This window comes from Stenotrophomonas sp. ZAC14D2_NAIMI4_7, assembly GCF_003086675.1.
Lineage (GTDB): Bacteria > Pseudomonadota > Gammaproteobacteria > Xanthomonadales > Xanthomonadaceae > Stenotrophomonas.
The window spans coordinates 1,968,184-1,988,158 of record NZ_CP025995.1; the positions used below are offsets into that span (position 1 = coordinate 1,968,184).

Annotated in this window: 16 protein-coding genes; 15 read left to right on the forward strand and 1 reads right to left on the reverse strand. The window is 68.2% G+C overall.

Going from position 1 to position 19,975, the window contains the following annotated elements; translation table 11 throughout:
- Positions 1-6 precede the first annotated feature (6 nt).
- The 13 genes from hisG to C1922_RS09215 all read left to right on the forward strand — a co-directional run bounded on the left by hisG (position 7) and on the right by C1922_RS09215 (position 12,015).
- Entirely contained in the window at positions 7-918 is a 912-nt protein-coding gene (gene hisG, locus C1922_RS09155; RefSeq protein ID WP_108749459.1) for an ATP phosphoribosyltransferase, read from the forward strand.
- Positions 915-2,210, forward strand: coding sequence for a histidinol dehydrogenase (hisD, locus tag C1922_RS09160; protein ID WP_108749460.1), 1,296 nt, complete (start codon positions 915-917; stop codon positions 2,208-2,210). Before hisG ends, hisD begins: the two co-directional genes overlap by 4 nt.
- The gene (hisC, locus tag C1922_RS09165) at positions 2,207-3,301 is read left to right on the forward strand and encodes a histidinol-phosphate transaminase (protein WP_108749461.1); all 1,095 of its coding nucleotides are present in this window, start codon (positions 2,207-2,209) and stop codon (positions 3,299-3,301) included. Before hisD ends, hisC begins: the two co-directional genes overlap by 4 nt.
- A complete protein-coding gene (hisB, locus tag C1922_RS09170) occupies positions 3,298-4,371 on the forward strand; it encodes a bifunctional histidinol-phosphatase/imidazoleglycerol-phosphate dehydratase HisB (protein WP_108749462.1) in 1,074 nt (357 codons plus the stop codon). The genes hisC and hisB overlap by 4 nt, the downstream gene beginning before the upstream one ends.
- Positions 4,368-4,970: an imidazole glycerol phosphate synthase subunit HisH gene (hisH, locus tag C1922_RS09175; RefSeq protein ID WP_108749463.1), complete on the forward strand. Its 603-nt coding sequence runs from the start codon at positions 4,368-4,370 to the stop codon at positions 4,968-4,970. Before hisB ends, hisH begins: the two co-directional genes overlap by 4 nt.
- Complete coding sequence (gene hisA / locus C1922_RS09180; protein ID WP_108749464.1) at positions 4,967-5,701, forward strand: 1-(5-phosphoribosyl)-5-[(5-phosphoribosylamino)methylideneamino]imidazole-4-carboxamide isomerase; 735 nt, start codon at positions 4,967-4,969, stop codon at positions 5,699-5,701. Before hisH ends, hisA begins: the two co-directional genes overlap by 4 nt.
- On the forward strand, positions 5,695-6,471 hold the full coding sequence (gene hisF, locus C1922_RS09185; protein WP_108749465.1) for an imidazole glycerol phosphate synthase subunit HisF: 777 nt from the start codon (positions 5,695-5,697) through the stop codon (positions 6,469-6,471). The genes hisA and hisF overlap by 7 nt, the downstream gene beginning before the upstream one ends.
- On the forward strand, positions 6,461-7,081 hold the full coding sequence (hisIE, locus tag C1922_RS09190) for a bifunctional phosphoribosyl-AMP cyclohydrolase/phosphoribosyl-ATP diphosphatase HisIE (RefSeq protein ID WP_108749466.1): 621 nt from the start codon (positions 6,461-6,463) through the stop codon (positions 7,079-7,081). The genes hisF and hisIE overlap by 11 nt, the downstream gene beginning before the upstream one ends.
- A 105-nt stretch (positions 7,082-7,186) precedes the next feature.
- Complete coding sequence (locus tag C1922_RS09195; protein WP_108749467.1) at positions 7,187-8,776, forward strand: calcineurin-like phosphoesterase family protein; 1,590 nt, start codon at positions 7,187-7,189, stop codon at positions 8,774-8,776.
- Between the two features lie 35 nt (positions 8,777-8,811).
- On the forward strand, positions 8,812-9,096 hold the full coding sequence (locus tag C1922_RS09200) for a hypothetical protein (protein WP_108749468.1): 285 nt from the start codon (positions 8,812-8,814) through the stop codon (positions 9,094-9,096).
- 91 nt (positions 9,097-9,187) lie between these two features.
- Complete coding sequence (locus C1922_RS09205) at positions 9,188-10,210, forward strand: glucokinase (RefSeq protein WP_108751546.1); 1,023 nt, start codon at positions 9,188-9,190, stop codon at positions 10,208-10,210.
- 51 nt (positions 10,211-10,261) lie between these two features.
- Positions 10,262-11,260: a N(4)-(beta-N-acetylglucosaminyl)-L-asparaginase gene (locus C1922_RS09210; protein WP_108749469.1), complete on the forward strand. Its 999-nt coding sequence runs from the start codon at positions 10,262-10,264 to the stop codon at positions 11,258-11,260.
- On the forward strand, positions 11,257-12,015 hold the full coding sequence (locus tag C1922_RS09215) for a copper homeostasis protein CutC (RefSeq protein ID WP_108749470.1): 759 nt from the start codon (positions 11,257-11,259) through the stop codon (positions 12,013-12,015). The genes C1922_RS09210 and C1922_RS09215 overlap by 4 nt, the downstream gene beginning before the upstream one ends.
- A gap of 74 nt (positions 12,016-12,089) precedes the next feature.
- Here the strand turns inward: C1922_RS09215 and C1922_RS09220 are convergent, their stop codons facing one another.
- The gene (locus C1922_RS09220) at positions 12,090-15,176 is read right to left on the reverse strand and encodes a TonB-dependent receptor (protein ID WP_108749471.1); all 3,087 of its coding nucleotides are present in this window, start codon (positions 15,174-15,176) and stop codon (positions 12,090-12,092) included.
- Positions 15,177-16,377: 1,201 nt separating this feature from the next.
- On the opposite strand from C1922_RS09220, the gene C1922_RS09225 reads away from it, so the two are divergent.
- Both C1922_RS09225 and C1922_RS09230 read left to right on the forward strand, forming a co-directional pair.
- Positions 16,378-18,822, forward strand: a complete 2,445-nt coding sequence (locus C1922_RS09225; RefSeq protein WP_108751547.1) for a GH92 family glycosyl hydrolase — start codon at positions 16,378-16,380, stop codon at positions 18,820-18,822.
- A gap of 97 nt (positions 18,823-18,919) precedes the next feature.
- The gene (locus tag C1922_RS09230; protein WP_108749472.1) at positions 18,920-19,969 is read left to right on the forward strand and encodes a LacI family DNA-binding transcriptional regulator; all 1,050 of its coding nucleotides are present in this window, start codon (positions 18,920-18,922) and stop codon (positions 19,967-19,969) included.
- The last annotated feature ends 6 nt before the right edge of the window (positions 19,970-19,975 follow it).

Sequence of the window (19,975 nt, forward strand, 5' to 3'; positions counted from 1 at the left end):
TCCCCCATGAGTGCAACCCAGGCAGCGCCGGCACGTGACCGGCTGCGCATCGCCATTCAGAAAAGCGGCCGTCTGGCCGAACCCGCCCGCAACCTGCTCAGCGCCTGCGGCCTGAGCTGGCGCGAGAGCCGCGACAAGCTGTTCTGCTACGGCGAATCGCTGCCGGTGGACCTGCTGCTGGTGCGCGACGACGACATTCCCGGCCTGATCGCCGACGGCGTGTGCGACCTGGGCATCGTCGGCCGCAACGAGCTGGACGAACAGGCCGCCGCGCGCCGCCAGATCGGCCTGCCCGACGCCTACCAGGCCCTGCGCGGGCTGGGCTTCGGCCAGTGCCGGCTGATGCTGGCGGTGCCCGAAGAGTGGGAATGGAGCGGGCCGGCGCAGCTGGCCGGCACCCGCATCGCCACCAGCTACCCGGCCATCCTCAAGCAGTGGCTGGGCGAGCAGGGCGTGGATGCGCAGGTGGTGGAACTGTCCGGTTCGGTGGAAATCGCCCCGCGCCTGGGCACCGCCGACCTGATCTGCGACCTGGTCTCCAGCGGCGCCACGCTGCGCGCCAACCAGCTCACGCCCGTGCACAACCTGCTGGACAGCGAGGCCGTGCTGGCTGGTGCCGTGCGCGTGCCCGACGATGCCCGCGCCGGCCTGCGCAGCATGCTGCTGCGCCGCCTGGATGGCGTGGTGCAGAAGCAGGACCGCAAGCTGCTGATGTTCCGCGCCAGCGAAGACCGGGTGGATGCACTGGCCCAGCTGCTGGCCGATGCCGAGCCGCTGGTGCGTTTGCCTGCCGATGGAGGCGCGCTGCGCCTGCAGACCATGTGCCCCGGTCCGCTGACCTGGCAGCGCATGGAAGAACTGGAGCGCGCCGGCGCCCAGGGCCTGATGGTGTTGAGCGTGGAGCGGTCGCTGGCATGAATCGTCTGATCTGGTCGCAACTTGATGAAGCCGCACGCAGCGAGGCGCTGACCCGTCCGGTGCAGACCGTGGCCCAACAGACCCGCGATGCGGTGGCTGCGTTGATCGCGCAGGTGCGCGCCGACGGCGATGCCGCCCTGCGCGCCATCACCGCCCGTTTCGACGGCGTGGAACTGCCATCATTCGAAGTATCCCAGGAGGAATTCGCCGCCGCCGAAGCGGCCGTGCCGGCGGAGCTGCGCCAGGCCATGGTCGAGGCCGCCGAGCGCATTGGCCGCTTCCACGAGGCCGGCATGGGCCAGGGCTATGCGGTGGAAACCGCGCCGGGCGTGGTCTGCGAGCGCATGCTGCGACCGATCGGCCGCGTTGGATTGTACGTGCCCGCCGGCAGCGCACCGCTGCCGTCCACCGCGCTCATGCTGGGCGTACCCGCGCAACTGGCAGGCTGCCCGCAGGTGGTGCTGTGCACGCCGCCGCGCGCCGACGGCAGTGCCGATCCGGCCGTGCTGGTGGCCGCGCGCCTGACCGGCGTGCAGCGCGTGTTCAAGCTGGGCGGGGCGCAGGCCATCGCCGCGATGGCCTATGGCACGGCCAGCATTCCGGCCTGCGACAAGCTGTTCGGGCCGGGCAACAGTTTCGTTACCGAGGCCAAGCAGCAGGTGGCGCAGGACGGTGCGGCTGCCATCGACATGCCGGCCGGCCCGTCGGAAGTGCTGGTGATTGCCGATGCCGGTGCCAATCCGGCGTTCGTGGCAGCGGACCTGCTGTCGCAGGCCGAGCACGGCCCCGATTCGCAGGTGCTGCTGCTGACCGACGATGCAGCGATGCTGGCGGCCGTTGAAATCGAAGTGGAGCGCCAGGTCGCGCTGCTGCCGCGGCAGCAGATCGCGCGGCAGGCGCTGTCTGCTTCGCGCCTGATCCAGGTCGAGGCGCTGGCCGAGGCCTTTGCCATCAGCAACCGCTACGCACCCGAGCACCTGATCCTGGCGCTGCGTGAACCGCGCGATTGGTTGCCGCAGGTGCAGGCCGCCGGCTCCGTGTTCCTGGGCGACTACACCCCGGAAGCGCTGGGCGATTACTGCAGTGGCACCAACCACGTGCTGCCCACCGCAGGTGCCGCGCGTGCCTACAGCGGTGTCAGCGTGGCCAGCTTCCAGAACCTGATCAGCGTGCAAAGCGCCAGCGCGGCCGGCCTGGCGGCGGTTGGCGGCTGCGCGCGCATCATCGCCAGTGCCGAGGGCCTGGACGCGCACGAGCGTGCCGTGGCTCTGCGCATGGAGGCCGCCGCATGAGCGCTGCCATCGATGACGTGCTGGCGCTGGTGCGCCCGGACCTGCAGGCGTTCGCGGGCTACAGCTCGGCGCGCAGCGCGGCCGTGCAGGGCGATGTCTGGCTGAACGCCAACGAGTCGGCCTGGGCCAATCCTGCCGATACCGCCGGCAGCAGCCGCCGCTATCCCGAACCGCAACCGCTGGCACTGCGCGAGGGTCTGGCCGCGCTGTACGGCGTGCAGCCGCAGCAGCTGCTGGTCGGCCGTGGCAGTGATGAAGCCATCGACCTGCTGGTGCGCGCCCTGTGCGTGCCCGGCCGCGACGGTGTGCTGGTGACCTCGCCGGTGTTCGGCATGTATGCGGTCTGCGCGCGGCTGCAGGGTGCGCCGCTGATCGACGTGCCGCTGGTGGACGGCGAAGTCGGCCTGCGCGCCGATCTCGACGCGATCATCGACACGGCACAGGCGCAGGGCGCCAAGCTGGTCTTCCTGTGTGCGCCGTCCAACCCGGCCGGCAGCGATATCGATCTGGCCGATATAGAACGCGTGGCCACCGCGCTGCGCGGGCAGGCCCTGGTGGTGGTCGACGAGGCCTACGTCGAGTACGCGCAGCGCGCGTCGGCGACCACGCTGCTGGCCGCGCACGCCAACCTCGCCGTGCTGCGCACGCTGTCCAAGGCGCACGCGCTGGCGGCCGCGCGCATCGGCACCCTGATCGCCGCGCCGGAACTGATTGCCGTGCTGCGTCGCTGCCAGGCCCCGTACCCGGTGCCGACTCCCTGTGCCGAGTTGGCCGTGCAGGCCCTGCAGCCGGCCGCACTGGGGCGTACCGCCGAGCGCGTGGCCACCGTCATTGCCGAACGCGAACGTTTGTTCGCGGCATTGCCGGACCTGCCCGGCGTGCGCCGCGTGTACCCCTCGGCTGGCAACTACCTGCTGGTACGCTTTGGCGATGCGCAGTCCGCATTCGATGCCCTGCTGGCGGCCGGTGTGGTGGTGCGTGACCAGCGCGCCGCGCCGCAGCTGGGCGATGCACTGCGCATCAGCATCGGCACGCGCGAAGAGAACGACCGCGTGCTCGCGGCCCTGTCGGCTCGGAGGGCCGCTGCATGACCCCCATTCTGTTCATCGACCGCGACGGCACCCTCATCGAGGAGCCGGCGGACTTCCAGATCGACGCGTACGAGAAGCTGCGCTTCGTGCCGCAGGTCATTCCGGCGCTGCTGAAGCTGCGCGATGCCGGCTACCAGTTCGTCATCGTCACCAACCAGGATGGCCTGGGCACCGAGGCGTACCCCCGCGCCAGCTTCGATGGCCCCAACGACCTGATGCTGCAGATCTTTGAAAGCCAGGGCATCGTGTTCCGTGACGTGCTGATCGACTGCAGCTGGCCGCAGGACAATGCGCCCACGCGCAAGCCGGCCATCGGGCTGATGACCGCCTACCTGCAGGACCGCAGCATCGACTGGTCGCGCTCGGCCATGGTCGGTGATCGCATCACCGACGTGCAGTTCGCCGACAACCTCAACATCCGCGGGTTCCAGTTGCGCACCGAACAGTTCGGGGGCGAGTGGGACTGGCCGGGTATCGCCCACGTGCTGGCCGATGCGCCGCGTACCGCCGTGGTCCAGCGCAACACCAGGGAAACGAAGATCCGCGTCGAACTGGACCTGGACCGTGCCGGGGATGCGCACATCGCCACCGGCCTGCCGTTCTTCGACCACATGCTGGAGCAGATCGGCAAGCACGGCGGCTTCGCCCTGGATATCCAGGCTGAAGGTGACCTGCACATCGACGAGCACCACACCATCGAGGACACCGGCCTGGCGCTGGGCCAAGCGCTGCGCGAGGCACTGGGCGACAAGCGCGGCATCGGCCGCTATGGCTTCACCCTGCCAATGGACGAGACCCTGGCCAGCGCCGCGCTGGACTTCAGCGGCCGCCCGTACTTCGTGTTCGAAGGCGAGTTCAAGCGCGAGCGCGTGGGCGACATGCCGACCGAACTGGTGCCGCACTTCTTCCGTTCGCTGTGCGATGCCAGTGGTTTGAACCTGAACCTGCAGGTGCGCGGTGACAACGACCACCACAAGGTCGAGGCGTGCTTCAAGGCGCTGGCCCGCGCGCTGCGCCCGGCGCTGGCCCGCCAGGGCACGGCGTTGCCCAGCACCAAGGGGGCGCTGTGAGCGAGGTCGCGCTGATCGATGCCGGCGGTGCCAACCTGGGCTCGGTGCGCTACGCACTGGAACGCCTGGGCGCGCGGGTGCGGCTGGTGCGTGATGCTGAAGGCCTTGCCGGTGCGCAGCGGGTGATCCTGCCCGGCGTGGGTGCGGCCGCACCGGGCATGCAGCGCCTGCACGCGCAGGGCCTGGTGGAACCATTGCGGCGCCTGGAAGTGCCGTTGATGGGCATCTGCCTGGGCATGCAGCTGCTGTTTGATCGTTCGGAAGAGGCGGGCGTGGACACCCTGGGGCTGATTCCCGGCGTGGTCCGCAAGCTGGTGCCGGCGTGCGGGATCCGCGTGCCGCACATGGGCTGGAACCGGCTGCTGCCGCTGCGCGAATCGACCCTGCTGCAGGGCGTGCCCGAGCGTGCCAGCGCGTACTTCGTGCACAGCTACGCCGCGCCACTGAACACCCACACCGTGGCCGCCTGCGATCACGGCGGCCTGTTCACCGCCGTGGTGGAGCAGGGCCGCTACTTCGGCGCCCAGTTCCATCCCGAGCGTTCCGGCGAGACCGGATCGCAGATGTTGCGCAATTTCCTCGAGGGCACCGCTGCATGAGCTTCACCGTCTACCCCGCGCTGGATATCCGTGATGGCCGCGTGGTGCGGCTGCGTCAGGGCGACTATGCGCAGGAAACCCATTACGGCGACGATCCGCTGCCGCGCGCGCAGGCCTTTGCCGGGCAGGGCGCGCAGTGGATGCACCTGGTCGATCTGGATGCCGCGCGAGCGGGCGGTTACACCCTGGCGCCCCTGCTGGCGGTGATCCGCGCACAGACGTCGCTGCAGGTGCAGACCGGCGGCGGCGTGCGCGGCCGCGACGATGTGGCGCGCATCCTCGACGCAGGCGCCGGCCGCGTGGTGGTGGGTTCGCTGGCCGTGCGCGAGCCGGACACCGTGATCGCTTGGCTGGCTGAGTTCGGTCCGCAGCGCCTGACCATCGCCCTGGATGCGCGCCAGGACGCGCAGGGCCAGTGGCAGCTGCCGGTGCATGGCTGGACCGAGAACGCCGGGGTCACCCTGGATGCGTTGGCGCAGCGCTACGCGCAGGCCGGCATGGCCCACCTGCTGTGCACCGACATTGCCCGCGATGGCATGCTGGCCGGCCCGAACATCAGCCTGTATGCGCACCTTGCCGCGCTGTTGCCGGGCGTGGCCGTGCAGGCTTCCGGTGGCATCCGCAGCGTGGCCGACGTGGCCGAGGCGCGCGCGGCCGGCTGTGGCGGCGCGATCCTGGGCAAGGCGCTGCTGGAACAGCGCATGGACCTGGGCGAGGCACTGGCATGTTGAGTCGCCGCATCATTCCCTGCCTGGACGTGCGCGATGGCCGCGTGGTCAAGGGCGTGCGCTTCCGCGACCACGTGGACATGGGCGATATCGCCGAACTGGCCCAGCGCTACCGCGACCAGGGCGCCGATGAGCTGGTGTTCTATGACATCGGCGCCAGCCCGGAAGCACGTTCGGTGGACGTGGGCTGGATCGAGCGCATCGCCCGCCTGATCGACATTCCGTTCTGCGTGGCCGGTGGCATCGACAGCGTGGAAACCGCGCGCCGTGTGCTGTTTGCCGGTGCCGACAAGATTTCGATCAACTCGCCGGCGCTGGGCCGCCCCGAGCTGATCACCGAACTGGCCGACGAATTCGGCGTGCAGTGCGTGGTGGTCGGCGTGGATTCGGTGCGCGAGCCCGATGGCGAGTGGCGCGTGCGCCGCTTCAGCGGTGACCCCAGCAAGACCCAGGCGGTGCCGTTGCGCACCCTGGACTGGATCGTGGACGCGCAGCGCCGCGGTGCCGGCGAAATCGTGCTGAACTGCATGGACAGCGACGGCGTGCGCCGTGGCTACGACGTGGCGCAGCTGCGCCAGGCGCGTGCAGTCTGCAACGTGCCGCTGATTGCCTCCGGCGGTGCCGGCGCGATGCAACACTTCGCCCAGGCCTTCGACCAGGCCGACGTGGACGGTGCACTGGCCGCCAGTGTGTTCCACAGTGGCGCCATTGCCATTGCGGATTTGAAGCGCTACCTGCGCGAGCAACAGATCGAGGTTCGAGATGTCTATTGAAGTACGCCCGTCGCCGCAGGCGCTGGAAACCCTGGACTGGGCCAAGGGCGATGGCCTGCTGCCGGCCGTGGTGCAGGATGCCGACACGCTGCAGGTGCTGATGCTGGGCTATGTGAATGCCGAGTCGCTGCACATCACCCAGGTGACCGGGCACATGACCTTCTACAGCCGCAGCAAGCAGCGCCTGTGGACCAAGGGCGAGCAGTCCGGCCACGTGCTGGCGGTGCAGTCGATCAGCGTGGACTGCGATGCAGATACCGTGCTGGTGCTGGCGCGCCCGGCAGGCCCGACCTGCCACACCGGCGCGGAGAGCTGTTTCGACGGCGCGCCGAAGGATTTCCTGGGCGGGCTGGGCCAGCTGGTGGCCGTGCGCGATGCGCAGCGACCGGCGGGAAGCTACACCACCTCGCTGTTCGAAGGCGGCATCCGCCGCATCGCGCAGAAGGTGGGCGAGGAGGGCGTGGAGACCGCGCTGGCCGCCGTGGCGCAGGACGATGACGCATTGCTGGGGGAATCGGCCGACCTGCTGTACCACCTGCTGGTGCTGCTGCGCGCGCGGGGCCTGTCGCTGCAGGACGCCCGCGATGTGCTGGAAATGCGCCACCGTTGATGGGGGCGTGCGGACCAACGGTCCGTACCTGCCGGGCGACACTGCGTGCGCGATGTCATCAACGGAATCTACAATGGGCGGTCTTTCTTTCCCGGACCGCCCCCCATGAAACTGCCCGCCGCCTGGCTGTGCTGCCTGTTGTTTACTTCGCCGGCATGGGCCGCCGACACCGTGGTGAGTGGCAAGGTCTACCTTGAGCGCGACGGAAAGCCCGGGCGCGGTGCCACCGATCCCGGCCTGGCCGGCGTGCAGGTGTCCAACGGCGAAACCATCGTCAAGACCGCCGCCGATGGCAGCTACAGCCTGCCGGTGCGCGACGGCCAGACGGTGTTCGTGATCAAGCCCGATGCCTATTCCTTCCCGAAGGCGGCCGATGGCCTGCCTTCGTTCTGGCGCCACTACCGTCCCAACGGCTCGCCGGCGCTGAAGTACGGTGGCATCGCCGCCACCGGTGACGCTGCCCGCAGTTGGGATTTCGCCCTGCAGGCCGATCGCCACGATAACCGGCGCGGCTTCCAGATGCTGGTGTTCACCGATTCGCAGACCGCCACCACGCAGGACATCGGCTACTACCAGCAGTCGATCGTCGAACCACTGGTGGGGCAGACCAAGGCGCGTCTGGGCACCACCCTGGGCGACATCGTCAATGACGACCTGACCCTGTACCCGGCCATCAACAAGGTGACCACCGAACTGGGCGTGCCGTGGTTCCATGTGCCCGGCAACCACGACCTGGATTTCGACGCCGCCAACGATGACCACTCGCTGGACAGCTGGCGCAACATCTACGGCCCGGACACCTATGCGGTGGAAGAGGGCGGTGCCAGCTTCGTGTTCCTGGACGATGTGGTGTACGACCCCAACGCCAAGCCGAAGTACGTGGGCGGCCTGCGCGAGGACCAGTTCGCCTTCCTGGCCGCGTACCTGAAGGGCCTGCACAAGGACCGCCTGCTGGTGCTGGGCATGCATATTCCGCTGTTCGATGCCGCACCGGGGCGCGAGACCTTCCGCCACGCCGATCGCCAGCGCCTGTTCGATCTGCTCAAGCCCTTCCGCAACGTGCTGGTGCTGAGCGGGCACAGCCACACCCAGCAGCACGTCTACCACGGCAGGGCCGAAGGCTGGCAGGGCGACAAGCCGCTGCACGAATACAACGTGGGCGCCAACTGCGGCGCGTTCTGGTCCGGGGTGAAGAATGCCGCCGGCGTGCCGGACAGCACCATGAGCGATGGCACGCCCAAGGGCTATGCGCTGCTGGATGTGGCCGGCAACGGCAGCTACCGCCTGCAGTACCGCGTGGCCGGCGCCCCGGCCAGCGAGCAGATCGGCCTGCACGCGCCCAAGGTGCTGCGCCAGGGTGCCTACCCGGCATGGGGCGTCTACGCCAACGTGTACATGGGCGAGGACGCGAGCGTGGTGGAGTACCGCGTGGATGGTGGCCCGTGGCAGCGGATGAAGCAGGTCAGCCAGCCCGACCCGCGCCTGCTGGTGGAAAACGTGGCCGATGATCTGGCCACCACCCTGCGCGGCTATGATCGTTCGCCGGAAGCCACCGCCTCGCCGCACCTGTGGCGTGGCGCGCTGCCCACCGGGCTGGCGGTCGGCAGCCACAAGGTGGAGGTGCGCTCCACCCAGCCTGACGGTGCGGTGTTCACCGCCACCACCAGTTACAGCCTGCAGACCGCCCAGCCCTGACCGGGCGGGCGGTTGCCACGACGAAAGGACGCGCCATGGAAATCCGCTTCATGGCCGGCACCACGCCGGTCACCCTCAGCCGCCACTGGTTCAGTGGCGCCATGCAGCTGCGCAGTGCCAGCGAGACGGTCTGGGTGCAACACCCGTTGCACCCGGGCACGCATTTTTCGTTCTCGCTGGTGCAGTCCTGGCTGCGCCATATCGCCGGCCACCAGGTGCTGGTGGAACGCACCCGGCCGCTGCTGTTCGCCGGGTTCCGTCCGCAGCGCCTGCGCGTGCTGGTGGACGGGGTGCAGGTGGCCGAGCAGGAAGGCATGTAAGCGGCTGCCGGGCGAGGCATTGCCGCAGCGTTGGCAAAGCGGCGGCGATGGCCGAGAATCGACGCCGATCCGTCGATTCAAGCAGGCCCGTGTGAACGTCGCAGCAGTAGACCCGTCTTCCTCCGACGCCAGCGGCGCCGGCGTTTCGCACAGCGTGGTAGTGGCCGATGTGGGCGGCACCTTCGCCCGTGTAGCGTTGGCCCACCTGGTGCCTGGCCAGACCCCGCGCCTGGGCGGCTATCGCACCTATGCCTGCGCCGACCACGCCAGCCTGGCAGCGATCCTGGCCGACTTCAGTGCCAGCCTGGGCCAGCCCGCGCACAGCGCGGTGGTGGCCATTGCCGGCGTGCTCGATGGCGACGTGCTGATCAACGCCAACCTGCCGTGGACTGTTTCGCTGTCGGCCACCCGCGCGCAGTCCGGCCTGGGCGAACTGCAGCTGATCAACGATTTCGAGGCGGTGGCCCTGGCCGTGCCCTACCTGCAGCCGGAAACGCTGGTGCCGCTGAACGGCCCGGGCGACCCCGCGCAGGCATTCCCGGCGCTGGTGCTGGGCGCGGGTACCGGACTGGGCGCAGCGCTGCGCTTTGCCGATGGCGACCGCCCGGTGCTGGCCAGCGAACTGGGCCACGCCGCGCTGGGGGCCGGCACCGCGCTGGAACTGCAGGTGCTGGCCAAGCTGCTGCAGCGCTGGCCGCACGTGGACAACGAACGGGTGCTGTCCGGCAGCGGGCTGCTGAATCTGTACCCGTGCCTGTGCGAACTGCGCGGGGTTGCACCGCAATGGTCCACCACCGAAGCGCTGATCGGCGCCGCGCGCAGCGGCGAGGATGCGGTGGCGGTGGAAACCCTGCAGGTGTTCTGCGCGTGGCTGGGCAGCCTGGCGGGCGATGCGGCCATTGCCGTAGGCGCGCGTTCGGTATACCTGGCCGGCGGCATTTCCGCCCACGTACAGGATTTCCTGGCCGACGGCCGCTTCCGCGAGCGCTTCCTCAACAAGGGCGTGCTGGCCGATGTGCTGCGCCAGGTGCCGGTGTGGCGGGTGGAACATGGCCAGCTGGGCGTGCTCGGCGCGGCCGTCTGGCACGCGGCGCGGCTGCCGCGCGGGGGCTGAAACACGCAGCCGGCCCGCGGCCGGCATCGCTTTCTGCAAGGGGAGGGCAACATGGTGGATCGCAGGCAGTTCCTGCAGGCCGGTGCACTGGCCGCAGGCATGGCGGCCTTGCCGGGCGCGCAGGCGCGCACGCAGGGCGGGGTGAAGGTGGTTTCAACGTGGGACTTCGGCGTGCCGGCCAACCAGGCCGCGTGGAAGGTGCTGGGCCAGGGTGGCAGCGCGCTGGATGCGGTGGAAGCCGGCGCACGCTGGGCTGAAAGCGAGCTGTGCAATCCTACCGTGGGCCATTGTGGCAACCCCGATCGCGACGGTGTGTTGAGCCTGGACGCCAGCATCATGGATGGCGATGGCCGCTGCGGCGCAGTGGCTGCACTGGTGGACATCGCGCACCCGGTGTCGGTGGCGCGCAGGGTGATGGAAAACAGCCCGCATGTACTGCTGGTGGGCGACGGTGCCCAGCAGTTCGCGGTGCAGCAGGGCTTCGAGCGGAAGCGATTGATCACCCCGCAGGCTGAGGCGGCCTGGCGCGAATGGCTGAAGACCGAGCAGTACCAGCCGCAGATCAACGCCGAGCGCCGTGGCATCCCCGGCAACAGCGACAACCACGACACCATCGGCATGCTGGCGCTGGATGCCAAGGGGCATCTTGCCGGCGCCTGCACCACCAGCGGCATGGCCTGGAAGCTGCACGGGCGGGTCGGCGACAGCCCGATCATCGGTGCCGGCCTGTACGTGGACAACGAGGTGGGCGCCGCCACCGCCTCGGGCGTGGGCGAGGAGATGATCCGCAACGCCGCCTCGTTCCTGGTGGTGGAGTTGATGCGGCAGGGCCGCACGCCCGCGCAGGCGTGCCGTGAGGCGATCGACCGGGTGGTGCGCAAGCGCCCCGAGGCCAGTCGCACGCTGCAGGTGTGCTTCCTGGCGATGAACAAGCAGGGCGAGGTGGGCGCGTACGCGCTGCATCGTGGCTTCGTCTATGCCGTGTGCGATGGCCAGCGCCAGGATGACCTGCGCGATTCGCCGTCGATCTACACGAGCAGCCAGGCGTGAGCGTGCGCCTGGGATTGGAGATCGCCAGCAATTCGGTGGCCTCCGCGCTTGCCGCGCAGGCCGGTGGTGCCGACCGCATCGAACTGTTCGACAACCTCGCCGAGGGCGGCACCACGCCGTCCTTCGCCAGCATCGCCATTGCCCGCGAGCGGCTGACCATTCCGCTGTTCGTGCTGGTGCGCCCGCGTGCCGGCGATTTCCACTACGACGCACTGGAAACCGAGCTGATGCTGCGCGACATCGCACACTGCCGTGCGCTGGGTTGCGATGGCGTGGTGATCGGCGCGCTGGATGTGCACGGTGACATCGACCTGCCGCTGTGCCGCGAACTGGCGCAGGCCGCCGGGCCGCTGCAGGTCACATTCCATCGCGCCTTCGACGCAACCCGCGATCTGTCCGCGGCGCTGGAGCAGGTGATCGACCTCGGCTGCCAGCGCGTGCTGACGTCGGGCGGGCAGGTCAGTGCGGAGGCCGGCAGCAAGGTGCTGGCCACGCTGGTCACCCAGGCGGCCGGGCGCATCAGCGTAATGCCCGGTGCCGGCCTGGGGCCGGCCAACATCGCCGCGGTGGCCCGGCACACCGGCTGCAGCGAGCTGCACGCCTCCGCCAAGGGCCTGCGGCGCTCGGCCATGCAGTTCCAGAACCCGGTGCTGCGCGGTCTCGACCCGGATTGGCACCAGACCAGCGCCGCCACGGTGGCGGCACTGCGCAAGGCGTTGGACGACGGTGCGCACAAAAACGGCAGCCACCTGTAAAAGCGTGGCTGCCGTGGAGGACCGTTGAACGGGGTCGGATCCCTTCGCAGAAGGGCTCCGACCCTGAGGGCAGGTCAGAACTTGTAGGTCGCGCCGAAGTAGATCTGTCGGCCCGAATACAGGTTGGAGATCAGGCGCGACTGGGTGTCGTTGCCCAGGTAGATGCGCTGTTCCGACTTGGTGGCGTTCAGTACCGAGGCGGTGAAGGTCAGTGCTTCGGTGAAGTTGTAGGCCACGTTCAGATCCAGCTGGTCGTACGGCTCGGTGTACTGGGTCATGCCGTTGACCAGGCCGCCGACCACTTCACCGCGACGGTTGTACGAGGCGCGGGCCAGGAACCGGTCGGTTTCGTAGAACACCGTCAGGTTGGCCTGGTTCTTGGCGCTGCCCACCAGCGGCGATGCACCCAGGTTCTCGCCATTGAGCTCGATCGAGGCCAGGTTGGTGTCGTTGTAGGTGTAGTTGGCCTGCACGCCCAGGCCGAAGTCGAAGGTGTACTGGCCGTACAGCTCCACGCCCTGCGACACCGCATCGCGGCCGTTGGCCTGGGTGCTGTAGTTCTGCACCGTCACCATTTCGCCACCGACTTCCATCTGCACGTCACGCACGATCGGCACGGTGAAGTTGCTGATGTCCTTGCGGAACAGGCCGACGCCGGCGACCGCGCCCGGCATGAAGTACCACTCCACGCCCAGGTCGTACTGGGTCGCTTCGAAGGCTTCCAGGTTCTTGTTGCTGCCATTGCCGGCCCAGCCTTCTGTCGGCGCACCGCCGGCAACGCGGCGGTCATTGACGTACTCGGGGCTGTAGTAGCTCAGGCTGCCCGGTGCGGCGATGCTGGTGTAGCTCGGCCGTGCCACCACCTTCGACGCGGCGCCACGCAGCACCAGGTTGTCGGTGATGTCCCAGGCAATGTTGAAGCTGGGCAGCACGTCGGTGTAGGTGCGGTCCGAGCCGATCAGCTCGTAGCTCTTCTCGCGTGCCAGGGCATCGGGAAGGCGCACGAAGCCACTCTCGCAGCCGTAGGTGGGGAAGGCGGCCGCCGCCGGATCGTCGCAGGACATCGGCGCGCCGGAGGCGTTGTCCAGGAAGTAATCGTTGAAGCGTTCGATCGAGTCGCTGGACTGGGCGAACTGCTTGGTGCGCACCACGCGCACACCGACGTTGCCGCGCAGGCGCTCGGTACGGAAGTTGGCCTGGAAGTAGCCGGAGTAGATCTTCTCGTTGACGTTGTAGACGAAGTCGTCCTCAACGCGGTTGTGCGACGAACCGTAGGTGGAGTTCAGGTAGTCGATGTAGGACGGGAAGTTGATGCCCGGGAATACATTCGCGTTGAAGCCACCGGCGATGCCGCTGATCGGATTGGACAGGAAGAAACCGGGCTGGGCGATGCCGGCGGTGTTATCACAGCCGGCCTGGTAGCGGCTGTCATAGTCGGCGGGGTCGGCGCCCTGGCACACCCAGTAGGTGTTGCCGGTGTTGCGGTGGACCTTGCCGTCACGGTACTTGGCGCCGAACTGGATCGAGTCCAGCCAGCCGCTTTCGAACATCTTGGTGACATCGGCCTGGAAGTGGTTCTGCTCGACCTCGGTCTGCATCCACGACGAATCGGTCGAACCGGTGTCGACCTCGGCGATGCCATTCATCAGCACCTCCTGCAGGTTCGGCGAGACGGTCAGCGACGGCGTGCCGGTCAGGTCCCACGCGGTGTACTGGTTGCCCGATTCCCACACGCCGTTGACGCGGCGGCGCGGCTTGGCCGACATACGGAAGTTCATCGACGGACCACCCTCGGACCAGGTACGGCCGCCGCTGAAGGAGGCCTTCCACAGCGGGCTGATGTCCCAGTCGATGGTCAGGTCGGCGGTCTGCGAGAGCGCCTTTTCGCGGCTGTAGCCACCGGTCAGCTGCGGGGTGGGAATGGTGCAGTCGTCCGGGCCCCAGCCACCCGGGGCCAGGCCGGCGGCAGCGGCTTCGTCCTCGCTGCAGTAGTAGGTCTTGCCGGCCAGTTTCTCGAACTGTGCGCCGGTAACCACGGTGCCACTGGGGTCGAAGCTCAGGCCGTTGAGCAGGCGGCCGCCAGCCCAGTTGCCGTCACCGTTGTAGCGCGCCATGTTCCACTCGGGCACCTTCAGCATGTTCTGCGTGTAGTCGCCGTCCAGCTGGAAGCGGAAGTAGTTGGCGGTCAGGGTCAGGTTGTCGACCGGCTTGAACTGGAACGTCAGCTGGCCGCCCTTGCGCTCGCGCTTCTCTTCCTTCACCGCGAAGTTCACCGAGGTGGGCATGAAGAAGTCGGTGTAGTTGCGCCCGAACTGATCGTTGAAGCCGGAGTTGCCCCACCAGTAGTTGATGCCGCCCTGGGTGAGGGCGTTGCCGTTGACATCACGGGCGTCGACGTCGGTGCCGTACCACTGGTAGTTCTCGGTGGTCACTTCCATGGTGCGGCTGGTGCGCTTCTGCTGGGTCACGCCGACCAGCACACCGAAGCGCTCGTCCTTGCTGTGCCACGAGTACAGCGCCGACGCCTGCGGGTCGACATCCTGGTGGGTGTCGGAGGAGACGCCTTCCAGTGTCACGTAGCCGGAGTTGGATTCCATTTCCAGCGGGCGGCGGGTGTGCAGGATGACCGTGCCGCCGATGCCGCCTTCGTCGATACGGGCTTCCGGCGATTTGAACAGCTCGGCGCTGGACAGCATGTTCGACGGCAGCAGGGTGTAGTTGAACGAACGGCTGGCCTCGTCATTGGTTTCGGAGGTGGCGATGTAGTTGCCGTTCAACTGGGTCAGGGTCAGGTCGGGATCGAGGCCGCGCACGCTGACGCTCTTGCCTTCGCCGCCGTCACGGGTGATGACCACGCCGGGCACGCGCTGCAGCGAGTCGGCCACGTTCTTGTCGGGGAACTTGCCGACGTCCTCGGCGGTGATCACTTCGACCACGGCGTTGGCGTCGCGCTTCTGCTGCAGGCTCTTCTCGATCGCATAGCGGTAGCCGGTGACCTGCACGCTGTCCAGCGTGGTGGCATCGGCGCTGCCGGTGGTCGGTTGTGCGCTGGCCTGCTGGGCAGCGGCGCCGGTCGGCGCGACGGCTGCGGCCAGGGCCAGTGCAACGGCGAACGACAAGGCGTCGCGGCCGTGCGTACGAGTTGAATGCTTGATTGCCATCTCTCCCTCTCTCATGGATTGATCCGGTGACTGACGCGGAAACTTGAATCGATCTAATCTGCGGTGCCGATTTTGCTGATGCCGCGCGGCTGCCTGGGCGGCGCGCTGTTGTTCGGGTACGTCCTGTGCCGGTCCCCAACGCCGGGCCATCCCATGGGATCCGCTTGGATCGATCTAAGCGATGGCGGGGCGATTTTTAGCATGGCCGGAGGGTCTGCGCATGCTGCTGCGCAATATTGCAGCGACGTGTCGGCCGAATGATGATTCGCTGAAATGCGCTGGAATCGTTTACATGCGCAAAGGGGAGGGGGTGTTCGGCAGGGCTTGCAGCCCTGCACCTGCCTGGAGCAACGGCAACGTCAACTTCAAAAGCGGGGCTCCGTGGACTGGCGGGGCGGTGTCGGATTGCGGGGACGCCGCAAGTACGTCCCTGTAGGCTTGGCAGCCGCATCCATGCGGCTGACACCCCGCAATCCGACACCGCCCCACCTTCGACAGGTTCACGCGGCTGTTGGTAACGGCGCTTGGTGTTCCGCGCGGCTGTTGGTAGGTGTCGACCTTGGTCGACACATCTGTCGGCTATCGATTGGGTTCATCCAGTTGGCCGGCGGCCAGTAGATCCACGCCATGCGTGGATGAATCTGTCAGACATCGAAATCAATCTGGGGTCGGAGCCCGTTGCGCGGCAACGGGATCCGACCCCGTGCTTTCCCGACAGATCGCGGAAATCTGTCGAAGGCGGGGTGGGTCCGGTTGAGGGGGCGTGAGCCGCATGGATGCGGCGACCGACCTTACATGGGTGAGGGCGCTTTGCTTGCGAAGCACTGCTTCGCAAGCGCCCGAACGCACAGCCGCCAGCGGCTGGGCCGGGCCCCGGAGGGGGACTTGCAGCGTCCCCCTCAACCGGACCCACCCCGCCATCCCACGGAATGCCAGCCTTTGACGTTGACGTTGACGTTGACGTTGACGTGGCTCCCAGCAGGTGCAGGGCTGCAAGCCCTGCAAAAGAACCCCCCTCTTTTGCTGCGGCGCAGAATGCATGGGCGCGCGCTCCCTGTTCTACTTCAATCGATCTAAATCCGCCGGGGTGCGGATTTGTACCGATGGAAACGGGGAGTTCGGCCGCAGCGGCCGCCCCCCGCTGCCGCCCTGCCGCCAAGGAGTCCTGTCCGTGACCAGGTTGTCCCGCCGTCGTTCCCTCCTGCGCCTGCCGGCGCTGTCCCCGCGGCCGCTGGCCCGCGCCACCTGCCTGCTGGCCCTGGCCATCACGCCCTGGCTGCAGGCCGCACCTGCCGCGCTCGAACGCGAGGTCAACACCTTCATCGGCAGCAAGGATGACGGCAACACCTTCCCCGGCGCGTCCGCACCGTTCGGCCTGATCCAGGTCAGTCCGATCGGCAGCCACTATTCCGGCTGGCGCTACGACGATGAAAAGATCCGCGGTTTCGGCCATTCCTTCCTGTCCGGCGCCGGTTGCTGGGAACAGGGCGGCCAGGTCTCCATCCTGCCCGTGACCGGCAGCATCGGCCCGGGCGGCGATTTCGATACCGCCAACCCCAAGCAGTTCGACCACAAGGCCTACGCCGCCAACTACACCCACGACGGTGAAGTGGGCCAGGCTGGCTACTACAAGGTGCGCCTGACCAGCTACGGCGGCATCGATGCCGAAGCCACCGCGCGCACCCGTGCCGCGGCCGAGCGCTACACCTTCAGCCAGCGCAGCGGCGACGGCCATGTGCTTGTGAACGTGGGCCAGGCCAACGAGCGGCATTCGGTGATCGGCAGCGTGGTCGACGTGGTGGGCGACCGGGTCGTGGAAGGCAAGCTGGTCACCAAGAGCTTCTGCGGCGGCCACCAGTACACGACCTGGTTCCGCGTTGAATTCGATCGTCCGTTCAAGGCACACGGCACCTGGGGCGAGGCCGGTGGCCTGCCCAACGCGCGGCACAGCATGGAGGGCGAGCAGAAGCCGAACGGCGCCTGGCTGACCTTCGATCTGGCCAAGGGCCAGTCGGTCACCGCGGTCAGCGCGATCTCGCATGTGGATGCCGAGGGCGCACGTACCAATCTGCGCGCCGAGGGCATGCAGGGAGGCGCACTGATCGGTTTCGACCGCATGCGCGCGCTTTCGCAGAAGGACTGGCGCGAGCAGCTGGCGCGCGTGCGCGTGCAGGGTGGCACGGGCGATGACCGCACCGTGTTCTACAGCGCGCTGTACCACGCGCTGCTGCAGCCGCTCACCGGCAGCGATGCCGATGGCCGCTACCGTGGCTATGACGATGGCATCCACCGCGCCGATGGCTGGACCTACTACGAGTATTTCTCGCTGTGGGATACCTATCGCGCGCAGAACCAGTGGCTGGCGCTGACCCGTCCGGACGTGGCGCGTGACATCGGCCGCACCCTGCTGGCCATCGACGAGCAGGGTGGCTGGCTGCCGCGCTGGGGCTATGCGAATTTCGAAACCAACATCATGACCGGCGATCCGGTCACCCCGTTCATGGTCGACCTGTGGCGCTTCGGTGCGCTGAAGGGGCGTGAATCGCAGGCCTGGGATGCGCTGCGCCGCAATGCGTTCGGTACGCCGCCGCTGAATTCGCGGATGGCCGGCCGCTCGGGCAACCCGACCTACCTGGACAAGGGCTATGTGGTCTACGACCGCGCGTTCCCGTCCAAGGGCATGGACGTGGACCCGCACCACGGCGGCTCGGCCACGCTGGAATACGCACTGGCCGACTGCGCGCTTTCGCAGATGGCCGATGGCCTGGGCCATGCGCAGGATTCGGCCACGCTGCGTGAGCGCGGCCGCAACTGGCGCAAGGTGTGGGACCCGCAGGTGCGCGACGCCGAAACCGGCTTCACCGGCTTCCCGCGCCCGCGCACCGAAGACGGCCAGTGGTACACACCCGCCGACGGCCATTACAGCCCGCGTTCGCACCATGGCTTCCATGAAGGTACCGCCTGGCAGTACCAGTGGCTGGCGCAGCAGGACGTGCCGGGCCTGGTGGACGCGATGGACGGCCGCGAGCAGGCCGGCCGCCGCCTGGATGCCTTCTTCGCGATGGATGCGCTGCAGGCCGATCCGCTCACCGCCGCCCGCAAGGAATGGGTGGTGGGGCCGTACAGCTACTACAACCAGTTCCGCTACAACCCCAACAACGAACCGGACCTGCACGCGCCGTGGCTGTACACGCTGATCGGCCAGCCGTGGAAGACCGCCAACGTGCTGCGCGCGGCGCAGCAGCTGTTCACCAACGCGCCCAACGGCGTCACCGGCAATGATGACCTGGGCACGATGTCGGCCTGGTACCTGTTCAGTGCCATCGGCGTGTACCCGGCGGTGCCGGGCAGCGGCCAGTTCCTGCTGCACACGCCGCGCTTTGCCAAGGTGGAAGTGGACATGGGTAATGGCCGCACGCTGCGCATTGATGCGCCCGGTGCCGATGGCCGCCGCCTGCAGTACGTGCAGGGCGTGCAGCTGGATGGGCGCGCGCATGCCCCGGTGTGGCTGGACTGGAACCAGCTGCAGCAGGGCCCGCGCCTGCAGTTCGCGCTGGATGCACAGGCGCCGACCCAGGGCTGGGGTACTGCAGTGAAGGATCTGCCGGTCTCATGGTGCGCTGCACCAGGCAGCGTGCTGCGCTGAGCCACCGTCGTGCCGTTCGCGGCCAACCAGCGAACGGCACGGCACGAATGGCCTCCGATCCATTAGGCTTGACCCTCCCGAGGAGCCCGGTACAGCGATGAACGACAACGACGGCACTTCCAGCAAGCGTTCCGGCAAGGCGGTGACGGTGACCGACATCGCCCGCGCGATCGGCGTGTCGCGCGCCACCGTCTCGCTGGTGCTGCGTGGCAGTCCGCTGGTCAATGTCGATACCCGGGCCAAGGTGGAAGCCGAACTGCGCCGCCAGCGCTACGTCTACAACCGCGCGGCGGCCAACCTGCGCCGGCGAACCTCCAGCAGCATCGCGCTGGTCATCAACGATCTGTCCAACCCGTTCTTCGCTGAATTTGCCTCTGGCGTGGACGAGGCGTTGGGCGGGCGAGGGTATGTCACCCTGCTGGGCAGCACCGGCGAATCGCCGCAGCGCCAGCAGGCGGTGCTGTCCACGCTGATGGAACACACACCGGCGGGCCTGATCCTGTCGCCGGCCGAAGGCAGCGATGCCACGCTGCTGCGCCAGGCGCTGGGTGCCAACGCCAACGTGCTCCTGTTCAACCGCGAACTGGAAGGGGCCGACTGGGACTTCCTGACCCTGGACAACCAGCACGGCGCCTATCTGGCCACCCGCCACCTGATCGAGCGCGGCCACCAGCAGATCGCCTTCTTCGGCGGCCATGCCGATTCCAGTTCCTGCCACCAGCGCCGCGCCGGCTTCCAGCAGGCCCTGGCCGAGGCGGGCCTGGCGCTGCCGCCGGGCTGGATGATCGAATCGGCGCCCAATCGCCTGGAAGCGGCCGCGCGCACCGATGAACTGTTCGCCGACGGCCATCGACCCAGTGCCGCGGTCTGCTACAACGACACCGTCGCGCTGGGCCTGATGCTGGGCCTGAACTCCCGCGGCATCCGCCCCGGCGGTGATTTCGCAGTAACCGGTTTCGATGATATTTCCGAGGCCTCGGTGGCCGTGCCGCCGCTGACCACCCTGACCGCCGACCCGCGCGAGCGTGGCCGCCAGGCCGCCGCGCTGCTGCTGCAACGCCTGGATGATCCCGATGCACCGCCGCGGCGCACCGTCGCCCCGGTGCAGCTGCGCGTGCGCGAGAGCAGTGCCGCGCGGCCGAGCTGATTTAGC